Source organism: Pelagibius sp. Alg239-R121, from assembly GCF_947331435.1.
In the GTDB taxonomy this organism is placed as follows: Bacteria; Pseudomonadota; Alphaproteobacteria; order Kiloniellales; family Kiloniellaceae; genus Denitrobaculum.
Genome location: NZ_CAMZOF010000001.1, coordinates 113,586 through 125,211 on the forward strand (window position 1 = coordinate 113,586; position 11,626 = coordinate 125,211).

The 11,626-nt window shown below is 58.1% G+C and carries 13 protein-coding genes; 9 read left to right on the forward strand and 4 right to left on the reverse strand.

Features of this window, described 5'->3' with window-relative positions:
- Positions 1 to 89: 89 nt before the first annotated feature.
- The 4 genes from QMZ18_RS00475 to greB all read left to right on the forward strand — a co-directional run bounded on the left by QMZ18_RS00475 (position 90) and on the right by greB (position 3,510).
- Positions 90 to 494 (forward strand): tellurite resistance TerB family protein, encoded by a 405-nt coding sequence (locus QMZ18_RS00475; RefSeq protein WP_282604262.1) that lies wholly within the window; start codon positions 90 to 92, stop codon positions 492 to 494.
- A gap of 168 nt (positions 495 to 662) precedes the next feature.
- Positions 663 to 1,781: a COX15/CtaA family protein gene (locus QMZ18_RS00480; RefSeq protein WP_282604263.1), complete on the forward strand. Its 1,119-nt coding sequence runs from the start codon at positions 663 to 665 to the stop codon at positions 1,779 to 1,781.
- The gene (locus QMZ18_RS00485) at positions 1,772 to 2,896 is read left to right on the forward strand and encodes a GTP-binding protein (RefSeq protein ID WP_282604264.1); all 1,125 of its coding nucleotides are present in this window, start codon (positions 1,772 to 1,774) and stop codon (positions 2,894 to 2,896) included. Before QMZ18_RS00480 ends, QMZ18_RS00485 begins: the two co-directional genes overlap by 10 nt.
- 59 nt (positions 2,897 to 2,955) lie before the next feature.
- Positions 2,956 to 3,510, forward strand: a complete 555-nt coding sequence (gene greB / locus QMZ18_RS00490) for a transcription elongation factor GreB (RefSeq protein ID WP_282604265.1) — start codon at positions 2,956 to 2,958, stop codon at positions 3,508 to 3,510.
- An 8-nt stretch (positions 3,511 to 3,518) separates the two neighbouring features.
- On the opposite strand, the gene QMZ18_RS00495 is transcribed toward greB, so the two are convergent.
- The 3 genes from QMZ18_RS00495 to QMZ18_RS00505 all read right to left on the reverse strand — a co-directional run bounded on the left by QMZ18_RS00495 (position 3,519) and on the right by QMZ18_RS00505 (position 6,362).
- Entirely contained in the window at positions 3,519 to 4,658 is a 1,140-nt protein-coding gene (locus tag QMZ18_RS00495) for an aminotransferase class I/II-fold pyridoxal phosphate-dependent enzyme (RefSeq protein WP_282604266.1), read from the reverse strand.
- A gap of 4 nt (positions 4,659 to 4,662) precedes the next feature.
- On the reverse strand, positions 4,663 to 5,319 hold the full coding sequence (locus QMZ18_RS00500; protein WP_282604267.1) for a transcriptional regulator: 657 nt from the start codon (positions 5,317 to 5,319) through the stop codon (positions 4,663 to 4,665).
- A 146-nt stretch (positions 5,320 to 5,465) separates the two neighbouring features.
- Positions 5,466 to 6,362, reverse strand: a complete 897-nt coding sequence (locus QMZ18_RS00505) for an AraC family transcriptional regulator (protein ID WP_282604268.1) — start codon at positions 6,360 to 6,362, stop codon at positions 5,466 to 5,468.
- 45 nt (positions 6,363 to 6,407) lie between these two features.
- Between QMZ18_RS00505 and QMZ18_RS00510 the strand changes: the two genes are divergently transcribed.
- The 3 genes from QMZ18_RS00510 (at position 6,408) to QMZ18_RS00520 (ending at position 9,178) form a co-directional block, all read left to right on the forward strand.
- Positions 6,408 to 6,779, forward strand: a complete 372-nt coding sequence (locus QMZ18_RS00510) for a cupin domain-containing protein (protein WP_282604269.1) — start codon at positions 6,408 to 6,410, stop codon at positions 6,777 to 6,779.
- A 33-nt stretch (positions 6,780 to 6,812) separates the two neighbouring features.
- A complete protein-coding gene (locus QMZ18_RS00515; protein WP_282604270.1) occupies positions 6,813 to 7,424 on the forward strand; it encodes a LysE family translocator in 612 nt (203 codons plus the stop codon).
- A gap of 107 nt (positions 7,425 to 7,531) precedes the next feature.
- Positions 7,532 to 9,178 (forward strand): fumarate hydratase, encoded by a 1,647-nt coding sequence (locus QMZ18_RS00520; RefSeq protein ID WP_282604271.1) that lies wholly within the window; start codon positions 7,532 to 7,534, stop codon positions 9,176 to 9,178.
- A 2-nt stretch (positions 9,179 to 9,180) separates the two neighbouring features.
- On the opposite strand, the gene QMZ18_RS00525 is transcribed toward QMZ18_RS00520, so the two are convergent.
- Entirely contained in the window at positions 9,181 to 10,086 is a 906-nt protein-coding gene (locus QMZ18_RS00525) for a LysR family transcriptional regulator (protein ID WP_282604272.1), read from the reverse strand.
- Between the two features lie 147 nt (positions 10,087 to 10,233).
- Between QMZ18_RS00525 and QMZ18_RS00530 the strand changes: the two genes are divergently transcribed.
- The gene (locus tag QMZ18_RS00530) at positions 10,234 to 10,605 is read left to right on the forward strand and encodes a nuclear transport factor 2 family protein (RefSeq protein ID WP_282604273.1); all 372 of its coding nucleotides are present in this window, start codon (positions 10,234 to 10,236) and stop codon (positions 10,603 to 10,605) included.
- A gap of 170 nt (positions 10,606 to 10,775) precedes the next feature.
- Positions 10,776 to 11,612, forward strand: a complete 837-nt coding sequence (locus QMZ18_RS00535) for a PhzF family phenazine biosynthesis protein (RefSeq protein WP_282604274.1) — start codon at positions 10,776 to 10,778, stop codon at positions 11,610 to 11,612.
- Positions 11,613 to 11,626 lie beyond the last annotated feature (14 nt).

Consider the following 11,626-nt stretch of genomic DNA (forward strand, 5'->3'; position numbering starts at 1 on the left):
ACCAGGTTTGCAGCGGCGGTTCCGTTTGAACGATTGCCCACAGCGTTATCAGCAAGCCTTTTCAGTATAGAGAGAAGCGAGCCGTCCATATGATCGACCATCATGCCGCCCTGATTTACACCATGGTCTTGGTGTCCGCCGCCGACCGTGAAATGACGGACTCCGAACTGTTGACCATCGGCGACGTGGTCAAGCATCTGCCGGTCTTTCAGGACTACGAAGAAGGCAAACTGCTTGAGACTTCGCGCGACTGCGCCGTCCTACTCAACAACGACGATGGTCTGGAGCGCGTTCTGAACGTCATCCTGGCCGGATTGCCCGAAAAGCTGAGGGAAACCGCCTACGCCCTCGCCTGTGACGTCGCGGCGTCCGATGGCGAAGTCAGCCAGGAAGAGCTGCGTCTACTGGAACTGCTGCGCCACCGCCTTCAGGTCGGCCGCCTGCCCGCCGCCGCCATCGAGCGAGGCGCCCGGGCACGCTTTATGACGCTTTAAAACGCTTCTGCACTTCACATGCCATAGTTTCAGCCTCAGCAACCTCGGGGGATGCCGGCAGTGCATTGCCGCATCTATTGGACACTTGGCCCTGTCCGCGGCAGGGACTAGATTGTCTCCCGGCCGCGGTAGCGGTGTAACCAGGGTTTTGCCGGGTGCAGATAAGTCATGAACGCGAGCCTGTCAGTTTCCACACAGACTGCCTCAAGCGACTCAGACCGGAATGTCGGCGTCTGGCTGCTTGTCTGCTGTGCGATGATCCTGGCAATGGCGGTGATTGGCGCAATTACGCGCCTGACTGAATCCGGGCTTTCGATCATGGAGTGGGCGCCTGTTATGGGGGCGCTGCCACCTCTCTCCGATGCCGAGTGGCAGCGCGTCTTCGGACTTTACCGCCAGATCCCCGAATATCAGCAGGTGAACGCCGGGATGAGCCTTGAGGAATTCAAGACCATCTTCTGGTGGGAATTCATCCATCGCCTCTGGGGCCGTCTCATCGGTGTGGTCTTCGCCGTCCCCTTTTTCTGGTTCCTTCTCCGCGGCCAGCTGAAACGAAGCCTGATTCCACATTTAGTCGTGATGTTTCTGCTCGGCGGCCTGCAAGGCGGCCTGGGCTGGTACATGGTCGCGAGCGGCTTCGCCGACCGTACAGACGTAAGCCAATATCGCCTGACGGCGCATCTGCTGCTGGCCATCGCGATCTACGCCTACATCCTATGGGTCGCATTCGGACTCCTCCTTCCTCGTCCACCGGCATCGCCGGCCGTGAACCTGGCCGGACTGCGGCGTTCGGTCATCGGATTGATCTGTCTGATCACGGTGACGATCGCTTCAGGCGGCTTCGTCGCCGGCCTGAACGCAGGTCTGATTTACAATACTTTTCCCCTGATGGACGGCGATTGGATCCCGGACGATTATGCGGCGATCTCACCATTCCTGTTGAATTTCTTCGAAAACATCGCTGCGGTGCAGTTCAACCACCGGGTACTGGCCGTGGCCAGCGCCTGTGCCGTATTGTTACTGTGGTTCTGGTCCCGCCGCATGGCGCTTTCGGACGCCGCCCAAGGAGCGTTTTCCCTTCTATTAGCTGGCGTAGCCGTACAGGTCGCGCTGGGAATTTCAACCCTGATCCTAGTGGTGCCGATTTGGCTCGGCGCCTTGCATCAGGCAGGAGCCATCCTGTTGCTTTCCCTGGCTTTTTGGGTACTGCATCATCTACGCAGCGCAGAGCACGGGCAGGACGACTCAACGGTGCAACGAAGTTATGGAACCGTAAAATGTCAGTAAGCGGCGATTCCGTCAGCGACGCATCCCTCAACAAATTGGGTGAGCAGGACCTCGCGATCCCGGACGCTCCCCTTCCGGTGTCGGTTTTGACAGGTTTTCTGGGCAGCGGCAAAACGACGGTCCTGCGCCATCTTCTGGAACAGCCCGATATGGCGAACGTCGCGGTGATCGTTAATGAATTCGGCGAAATAGGCCTAGACCACATGCTGGTCGAGAATGCCAAGGAAGATACCGTCCTGCTGAGCAGCGGTTGTCTGTGCTGCACCGTTCGCGGCGACTTGGTAGAGACTATGCGCAAGCTATTCAAGCAGCGCGTCCGGCGCGAGGTCCCACCCTTCGACCGACTGGTCATTGAGACCACGGGCCTCGCCGATCCGGCACCGATCCTGCAAACCCTGATGAACGATCCTTTCCTGGTCGAACGCTTTCGCCTGGATGGAGTGATCGCAACAGTCGATGCGGCCAACGGCGGCAACACACTGGACAATCATTTCGAGTCGGTGAAGCAGGCTGCAGTGGCTGACCGTCTTCTTTTGACCAAGACCGATGTCGCCGATGCCGCAACGGCAGAGGTCTTGATGCTGCGGTTGAAGGAACTAAATCCAGCAGCTCCAATCCTTCCGGTCGCTCAAGGTGCGGTTGAACCCTCAGCTCTCTTTAACGCCGGGCTTTACGACCCGACCACCAAGAGTCTGGATGTGCAACGCTGGCTGAAAACCGAGGCGTACGACACGCCAGATGCCGCGCAACACCACGAACACAATCACGGCGGAGGGCATCATCATGACGTAAATCGTCACGATGCCAGCATCCGTGCTTTTTGCATCACCCGCGACGAACCACTGAACTGGGACCGCCTGAACTCCTGGGTCGAGATGCTGATCATGCTTTACGGAGGGAATCTGCTGCGCATCAAAGGCATCCTGAACATTGAAGACAGCGACGGGCCGATTGTGATCCATGGCGTGCAGCATATGTTTCACCCGCCGATGCAGCTGGAGAGCTGGCCGGATGACGATCATCGCTCACGCCTGGTCTTCATTACCCGCGACCTGGAGCGGGAAATGTTCGAACACACCCTGGAAGCCTTTGCCGGCGGGTCCGATCTGACCTGACGACCGGCAAGATCACATTCCGCTGTGCAGGCCTTTACAGTCCGGGATAAAATAATCGCATGAGCAAAGCCTTCACAAAAGAAAGCGACGGCGAAGACGAGGACCTGCCTGAAGAGGCGGAACCGCTGCCGCCTGGACTTAAGAACTATATCACGCCCGAAGGCTTGCAGCGTTTACGGGACGAACTCAAGCACCTGCGCGTTGAGGAACGCCCGAAAGTGGTTGAGGTGGTCTCCTGGGCGGCCGGCAATGGTGACCGGTCGGAAAACGGCGACTATATCTACGGCAAAAAGCGTCTCCGCGAGATCGATCGGCGCATGCGCTTTCTGATCAAGCGGATAGAGATTGCCGAGGTCGTGGATCCCGCTCGCCAAACCAACCGCGAGCAGGTCTTTTTCGGTGCCACCGTCACTTACGCAGATTCGAATGACGCCGAACGCACGATCCGCATCGTGGGCGTCGACGAGGCCCGCAGCGAGTTCAACGAAGTAAGCTGGATTTCGCCGATTTCCCGGGCGTTGCTCAAAGCCGGTGAGGGCGATGTCGTCGAGGTCCGCACACCAAATGGACGGGAGCCTATCGAAGTGCTCGAAATCTCCTATCAGGACACCTGAAACGCGGCCTAAACCGACAGCGTATTATGGTTGCGGTCAAGAAATTCGCGAAAGGCGTCGAGCCCGACCTCTATGCCTTCCCGGCCAAACCCGATCCTAAAGCGATCAGCCGGTGTCTCCATCAATTCTGACCGGTAGATCGATGCGGGCAGCAAAAGAACCCCGCTTTCTTCGATGAGCGCGGTACAGAAAGCTTCAACATCGCCTTGCCCCCGGTAACGGGGAAAGCCAATACAGCCGCCATCGGGATGCCGCCAGTTGAACATCGAGGGATAGTCGGCGAAAAACCGGTCCAGCGCTGCAAGGTTCCGTCGCAGCAATGTGCGGTTTCTCTCAAGAATTTTGTCACGAACAGTCAGTGCGATCACAGCGAGCCGCTCGCTCGGCGCAGAATTACAGATCGACAGGTAGTGCTTGTAGCGTTCCAGCTTCAAGAGAGCGTCCGTATCCTGGCTGGCAATCCAACCGATCCGTAGACCGGGCAATCCATATGCCTTCGACATGACCCCCAGGGAAAGGCCCTTCTCATAAGCGTCGGCGGCCTGCGGCAGGCATTTGGTCTCGTCAAGTTCGAGCATCCGGTAGACTTCGTCGTTGAAGAGATAAAGGCCGTGCTCACGACACAGCGCGATGAGTTCGGCATAATCCTCCTTTGGCATGACGGCGCCGGTCGGATTGTTCGGAAAGTTGACCGAGACAAGCTTTGTGTTAGGTCGAATCGCTTGCCTGATATCATCAACATCCAGGCGCCAGCCATTGTCCGGGTCGAGCGGCACACCGGTGACATCGCAGATGTCTAGGGGGATCGTTTCCGCTGCCTGATAGTTCGGTACCACCACGATCACATGATCGTCGCGCGTTAAGAGGACGCGCATAGCGGCGTAAACGCCTTCCTCGGCGCCCGCGAAGCAGAGGATGTTCTCCGGCGCCATCCGATCGTAGGTGGCGGCAATCGCAGTGCGAAGGTCAGGGGCACCCCAGGTTTCTGTATAACCAAGCCAGAGGTCCTTGAACACGTTCGCTTCTGGGATGCCCGCGAGACCGCAAAGAGCGCCGATGCTCATACTCTGAACATCTGAAGCCGTCATGTGATGCTTGGCGGTAAATTCCCATTTTGAGAAGTAGGTCTCGAGTTCGAAATTGCGCATTGGCCTACACCGCCTCCACCGAATCTTTGAACCCCATCGGATCCTTTTTGCGACGGGCATCTTTCAAAAGGTTGTAGAGACTGGCGCGGGATATTCCGAGCGTCTTGGCGGCATATTCCGGAGATCCCCGCATCTGTAGAACACCGGCCCGTTCGAGGGCTCTGATCAGCGCAACCTTGTCATCGCGCTTTGCTGTGACGAGTGTGACGCCGCGCTCTGCAAGCGTTTGCGCAATCACCGTATTTGCCGCTGCGCGCCAATCCTGCGCAAACAGCGCTTTTGAGTGCGGCGCCTGTCCGATCACGCTTAAGGACGCAATGAGATCCGCAGCCGCGGAAAAGGCAGCGGTGCGCATATTCACGCAAATCAGCCCGATGGGCCGGCTTTCGCTATCCCGTACGACCGCGGTGAAGGATCGCAGCACCTCCCCATCCCAATTGGTTTGCGCATAAGGGCCGATGATGTCGCAGGCATCGACATCCGCCTCAAGGCCTTTGGTGTCGATGAGTGACTCATCGCCCGCAACGCGATTGGAGAGGCTTCCCTCAATCCCCGCTATTTTGCCGGTAAGAAGATCATGCAGGACGACCTCCACCTGCCCGGGGAAAAGCCGGGCGATCAGGACGCTCACGGGGCCGTATTGCTGCGATAGTAGATTCATGCATTCATTGAGCACGATTTAAATAATATGTCTATTTTTATATTTTTTGTCTTATTCTTTCTGGCAGTCAGCTGCCGCGAACGAAGACGAGGTCGCACTGGAACGACAAACATTGCAGAAGCCAGCAAGACCCGCAGATCAGTCTCTCAGGCTGCGTAGAGTTTTGCGTAGCGCGAAGGCGTAAGACCAAAGGCGGATTTGAACATTCGGGTAAAGTGCGCCTGATCGGCGAAGCCGGCCTCCAGAGCCAGTTCAGCGAGCGATCCCTGCGGGCTCAAGCGGCAACGCGCGTAATCGAGGCGGCGCGCAAGGGAATAGCGATAAGGGCTGGTGCCAAAGGCAGATCTGAACTGGCGCGCAAGATCGTAGCGGGTCAGTCCGCTGACCATTTCCAGTTCCGCTGATGCCACGACCCGGTGGTGTTCGGCATCGAGAAATTGTCTGGCCTTCTCCAGCGCAGCCAAATCAAAATTTCTACAGGAGGTTCCAGAAACAGACTTGGGATCACCTTGGCGCAGGCCTTCCGCCAGCTCGAAAATCATGCTGTCCGCAGCCAGCGGCTCAAGCCTTGGCTGAAAACCGTCATGAAATGCGGTCCCGATCACTCCAGCAAGCTTCGGATTAACGGAGACAGCCTCAGGAACGAAAGGCAGGCTGGCCCTTGGGCCTGCAATCTGACGTACAGCCTCAATTACGCGTACGGGAGATACGTACAGCATGCGATAACCGAAGCCTTCGTCACTGCCTGCGTGCCCGTCATGCGCTTCATCCGGGTGCAATACGATCACCTTTCCAGCCGTACTGGCCTGAGAAGCACCGCGATAGTCAAAAGCCTGTACGCCCAGATCGGTAAGGCCGATGGCGTAGGTGTCGTGCCGGTGTTTGTCGTAGGCATGACCTTCGAACCAGGCCTCGAACAGCTCGACACCGGGAGCAGAGGCAACCGCGCGGAACCAATCGCGGCCATTTGCTCTACGCTGCCCTTTCGGCCCGCACAAACGTTCAAGACCTGCGCTGCTTGATCTGTTTCTCTTATCGACCATGGGACTCCGAAGTGGCTTATCCAGAATCAGATAGGAGGTGCCGTCATGCCTTACGACCCCGGTACGATAAATCTGGCCGACAAGTTCGGCAAATTTTCCGAGCGCTGGTCACCAAAGATCATTGGTCAGCTTAACAACTTGCATATCAAAATCGCGAAGATCCAGGGGGAGTTCACCTGGCACAGTCACGAAGACACGGACGAACTTTTTATGGTTCATAAAGGCCGCCTGACGATCAGGTACCGAGATGGAGAAGCGACCCTTGGCCCCGGCGACATCCACGTCGTGCCAAAAGGGGTCGAGCACCTGCCGGTTGCCGAAGAGGAATGCGAGATCATCATGATCGAGCCGGCTGGCACACTCAACACAGGCGACGCCAGTGATGAACGAACCGTCGAGGATCCACCCTGGATTTAGGCCCCCGTTTCCGGCAATTGAAGGGTCAAGCAAATGTCTCCCGAGCAGGCGCTCGCCTTTTTCCTCTTCGCCTTTGTCGCTGCCGTCACACCCGGGCCGAGCAACGTGCTGTTGACCGCGACCGGAGCCAATGCCGGTCTGCAGCGCGGTTTGCCCTGTCTCTTTGGGGTCGTCCTGGGCATGGGCTTCATGATGGCTGTGGTCGCCTTCGGTCTGGGCTCCGTCGTCCTGGACAGTCCCCGGGTTTTGGAGGTCTTGAAGTGGGGCGGAGCAGCCTTCCTGCTGTGGCTGGCGTGGAAAATCGCAAGCTCAAACCCCTCGGAGGCGCAATCCAAGCAAGAGCCCCAAAACACCAAACCGATCGGCTTCCTGGGTGCCGCATCCTTCCAGTGGGTCAATCCGAAGTCCTGGCTTGTTTGCGCTGGCGCCGCGGGAACTTACCTGCAGGCCGATGCCGCTGGTGCTTTGCTTCAGTCTCTCGCGCTCGGCGGGGTTTTCATCCTCGCCGCTCTGCCGAGTTCTTTCCTCTGGCTCGTCGCGGGCGTTGCCCTGCAGCAGGTCCTCCGCGAACCCAAGAGGCTGCGCCTCTTCAACATCATCATGGGTGGCCTTTTGGCTGGTTCAGTGGTGTTCTTTATCTGGTAACCTGTGGCAGTCACCGAGACTTGACGCAGAGATCCCGATAGCCTTTGGACAGTCCGGCGCAGATCGGATATGCAAGGCACAGCGCAGCGCGAACCGGAGGTGGAGAGATGAGCAGCAACCCAAGCAACGTGGGCCAGGACGTCAAAGGACTTGGGACCCTGTTTCCACTGGGCGAAGACACCACACCATACCGCAAACTCTCCGACGAAGGCGTTTCCGTCGAGAACTTCAACGGCGAAGAGATTCTAAAAGTCGATGCCGAAGCGATCCGACTGCTGTCCGAGCAGGCCTTTATGGACATCAACCATTTGCTGCGCCCCGGTCATTTGGAACAGCTGCGCAAGATTCTGGACGATCCAGAAGCTTCGCCAAACGATCGCTTCGTTGCCTTTGATCTGTTGAAAAACGCGAACATCGCCGCGGGTGAAATCCTGCCCATGTGCCAGGACACGGGTACGGCAATCATCATGGGCAAGAAAGGCCGCCGGGTCTGGACAGCAGGCGGCGACGACAGCGCGTTGGGTAGAGGTGTGCTTGACGCCTACGACAAGCGCAACCTGCGTTACAGCCAGGTCTCGCCAGTGACCATGTACGAGGAAAAAAACACCGCTAACAACCTGCCAGCCCAAATCGAGATCTACGCGGAAGGCGAAGACGCCTACAAGTTTCTCTTCATCGCCAAAGGCGGCGGCTCGGCCAACAAATCCTTCCTGTTTCAGGCCACCCCTTCGATGCTGACGCCGGATCGGCTGATCGAATTTCTGGACGAAAAGATTCGCACTTTGGGGACTGCCGCTTGCCCGCCCTATCACCTGGCGATCTGTATCGGCGGCACCTCGGCCGAAATGGCGCTGAAGACCGTGAAGCTGGCCAGTTGCCGCTACCTGGACAGCCTTCCGACCCAGGGTTCCGACCAGGGCCATGCCTTCCGCGATACCGAGATGGAAGCGCAGATCTTCAAGCTGACCCAGAACATGGGGATCGGTGCACAGTTCGGCGGCAAGTATTTCTGTCACGATGTGCGTGTCGTGCGCCTGCCACGCCACGGCGCCAGCTTGCCGATCGCGTTGGGTGTTTCCTGCTCCGCCGACCGTCAGGCCATGGGCAAGATCACCAAGGACGGCGTCTTCCTCGAACAGCTGGAGACCAACCCGGCCAAGTATCTGCCGGATGTCGATGCCGAATCGCTAGGTGGCGAGGTCGTGAAAATCGATCTCACCCGGCCCATGCCTGAAATCCTGACGGAGCTCAACAAGCACCCGATCAAGACCCGTCTTTCGCTGACCGGACCAGTGATCGTCGCCCGCGATGCTGCCCACGCCAAGCTCCGCGCACGTTTGGACGCCGGCGAGCCGCTTCCCGATTACTTCAAGAATCACCCGGTCTACTACGCCGGACCGGCCAAGACACCTGAGGGCTACGCATCGGGCTCCTTCGGGCCAACCACGGCGGGGCGGATGGATGGCTTCGTCGATCAGTTCCAGGCCGCCGGTGGCTCCATGGTCATGCTGGCCAAGGGCAACCGCAGCAGTAAGGTCCGCCGGGCCTGTGCCGCACACGGCGGGTTTTATCTGGGCTCAATCGGTGGCCCGGCCGCGCGTCTGGCTCAGGACTGCATCCGCAAGGTCGAATGCATCGAATATCCAGAACTGGGCATGGAGGCCATCTGGCGCATCGATGTGGAAGACTTCCCGGCCTTCATCGTGATCGACGGCAAGGGTAACGACTTCTTCCTCGACCTGAATCTGGAATAGCCCTAACCGGCCAACAGATGCTTTGCAAAGGCGCGCTCGGTGAGCGAGGGTTTCTTGTCGAGCAACTGGACCAGCGAGATACGGTTGATTTCATCCGCCGGACCGGAAAGAACGGCGCGTAACTCGCCACGCTGCAGTTCGGGCTCAACCAGGTGCGAACCGAACACCGCAAGGCCAAGGGACAACTTCACGGCTTCGACGAGGGCGTGGCTGTCATCAACCGTCAGCGCAATGTCCAGGTTTGGCGGCACCTTGCCGAAGTGATGGCGGAACCAGCTTTTGAGATCAAAGATCTGACTCTGATGAGTCAGGAACTCAGACTTCGCCAGCGATTCGAAACTTGTGTCTGCGAGCCCGTGCTGTTCGTAGTAATCCCGCGAGCAGAGCAGCGTCATGCGTTCTTCGAACAGGGTTTCCAAGCTGAATAACGACGATCGAAGCCGCGAGGGATTGAAGTCATCGAAGACGTCGGCAATCGTGAAATCCAACTCGCCTTCCTCAAGCAGCGACAACAGTCGCGTCTGATTACCCAGCTCAAGGGCAAACTCGACCTCGGGGTAACGGGCCCGGAAGGAGGCCAGCTTTGCCGGAAGATAACAGCGGCCGAAAGCGACGGGCGCGCCGAGTTTAAGCAGACCGGATGGACGCTCCCCCGCAGCTTTGATTGCGCGCACTTCACTCTCCAAGGACGACAGAAAGGGATCGATGCGCCGGAACAGGCTGTGTCCTGCCGAGGTCGGTACCAATCCTCTCGCTGCGCGGGTGAAGAGCGCCACGCCGATTTCCGCCTCCAGTTTGCTGAGCGATTGACTGACGGCGGAGCGGGTGACGGAAAGCGCACGTGCTGCCCCTACGGTGTTATTGTTCTGGTAGACGGCTTGAAAAGCACGCAGACGATTGAGATCCATTTTGCTTAACCTTGCTAATCCTGTAGCTGTAAATGATTAGCAGGAATTATCAAAAGGCGGCAGAAAGATTGATGTATCGCGGTTTTTTGGTTGTTTTCCAATGTGCTTAACCAGTAGCAAAACTATTAATTAACGAAGAGTTAAAATATGAATGACACTGACCTTTCAGCGTTGATTGACCGCTACTGCGCGGTCTGGCGGGAACCCGACTCGGCGGCACGAGCTTCCCTCCTGGAGGTCGTCTGGCATAAGGACGGGCGCTATTGCGATCCGACTGCTGAAGCGGTAGGACGCGCCGCACTCAACAATCTCATTGGCGAAACCCTGACGCGCTTTCCGGGCGGTCAAGTCATGCGCCTTAGCGCCGTGGATGTTCACCACGATTGCTTTCGCTTCACCTGGACTATGCAGCTGGGCGAAGGGAAACAACTGCCAGAAAGTATCGATTTCGGCAGGCTCGCGGAAGATGGGCGCATCGCTGAGATTGTTGGGTTTTTCGGATTGATCGGCGGCGAGTGAACCGGTGATTTCAGCGCGTGAACGACATATCCTATTAGGTTAGTACTGCTAATCCAATTCGTTACCAAGTTTAACTTTTTTACTCGTCCGACTCACCATAAATCTGAAGACAACAGCGGCCTCGGATGTCCCGATGGCCTTTCGCACTTCAGATTCAAAGGAACAGAGCAATGGACCTGCTACGGATTTCAGCCTTTTCGGAACATGGCAATGGCGGCAACCCGGCCGGCGTCGCCTTCGTAGAGACCATGCCGACCGAAGCGGAGATGCTGAAGACCGCTGCCGAGGTGGGCTATTCGGAAACCGCTTTCCTCACCCAGACCGACAAGGGTTGGCGCGTTCGCTACTTCGCGCCGGAAACCGAGGTGCCCTTCTGCGGTCACGCCACCATCGCAAGCGGCGCGGCATTGGGTGCGCGCTTTGGGGCCGGCACCTACGCGCTGGAGCTCAATGATGCCAACATCACCGTCGACGCGGAGCAAACCGGCAGCAACGGTTGGGGCGCAGCCCTGCAGTCGCCCGAAACCTGGTCCAAATCCGCGCCCGAAGACCTGACCAAACCGGTTCTCGCCGCTTTCGGTCTCAACCAGGATGACTTGGACCCACGCCTGCCTCTGCGTATCGCCAACGCCGGTGCCTCCCACCTGGTCATCGGCCTGGCCAGCCGGGCAACTCTCGCCGGGATGAGTTATCCCTTCGATGAGGTCAAAGCCATCATGGCCGACGCCGGCCTGACCACCATCAGCCTGATCTGGGCCGAAAACGACAGCCGCTTCCATGCCCGCAACCCCTTTGCGGTCGGCGGCGTCTACGAAGATCCGGCTACCGGGGCGGCAGCCGCCGCTTTCGGCGGCTATCTGCGCGATATCGGCTGGCTCAAGGACGGCGGCACCATCGAGATCCTGCAGGGTCAGGACATGGGTGCGCCCTCTGCACTAATGGTCAAGATTAGCCCGACTAAAGGAGAGAGCGTACGGGTATCAGGCGGCACGCATGTGATTGAATGAATGGGAATGAGCTG

Excerpts from the sequence above, each read along its gene's own strand:
- QMZ18_RS00510 (WP_282604269.1), top strand. The coding sequence starts at position 6,408 with ATGCCTTACGACCCCGGTACGATAAATCTGGCCGACAAGTTCGGCAAA.
- QMZ18_RS00525 (WP_282604272.1), bottom strand. The coding sequence starts at position 10,086 with ATGGATCTCAATCGTCTGCGTGCTTTTCAAGCCGTCTACCAGAACAAT.
- QMZ18_RS00485 (WP_282604264.1), top strand. The coding sequence starts at position 1,772 with ATGTCAGTAAGCGGCGATTCCGTCAGCGACGCATCCCTCAACAAATTG.
- QMZ18_RS00520 (WP_282604271.1), top strand. The coding sequence starts at position 7,532 with ATGAGCAGCAACCCAAGCAACGTGGGCCAGGACGTCAAAGGACTTGGG.
- QMZ18_RS00505 (WP_282604268.1), bottom strand. The coding sequence starts at position 6,362 with ATGGTCGATAAGAGAAACAGATCAAGCAGCGCAGGTCTTGAACGTTTG.
- QMZ18_RS00480 (WP_282604263.1), top strand. The coding sequence starts at position 663 with ATGAACGCGAGCCTGTCAGTTTCCACACAGACTGCCTCAAGCGACTCA.
- QMZ18_RS00530 (WP_282604273.1), top strand. The coding sequence starts at position 10,234 with ATGAATGACACTGACCTTTCAGCGTTGATTGACCGCTACTGCGCGGTC.
- greB (WP_282604265.1), top strand. The coding sequence starts at position 2,956 with ATGAGCAAAGCCTTCACAAAAGAAAGCGACGGCGAAGACGAGGACCTG.
- QMZ18_RS00535 (WP_282604274.1), top strand. The coding sequence starts at position 10,776 with ATGGACCTGCTACGGATTTCAGCCTTTTCGGAACATGGCAATGGCGGC.
- QMZ18_RS00475 (WP_282604262.1), top strand. The coding sequence starts at position 90 with ATGATCGACCATCATGCCGCCCTGATTTACACCATGGTCTTGGTGTCC.
- QMZ18_RS00495 (WP_282604266.1), bottom strand. The coding sequence starts at position 4,658 with ATGCGCAATTTCGAACTCGAGACCTACTTCTCAAAATGGGAATTTACC.
- QMZ18_RS00500 (WP_282604267.1), bottom strand. The coding sequence starts at position 5,319 with ATGAATCTACTATCGCAGCAATACGGCCCCGTGAGCGTCCTGATCGCC.
- QMZ18_RS00515 (WP_282604270.1), top strand. The coding sequence starts at position 6,813 with ATGTCTCCCGAGCAGGCGCTCGCCTTTTTCCTCTTCGCCTTTGTCGCT.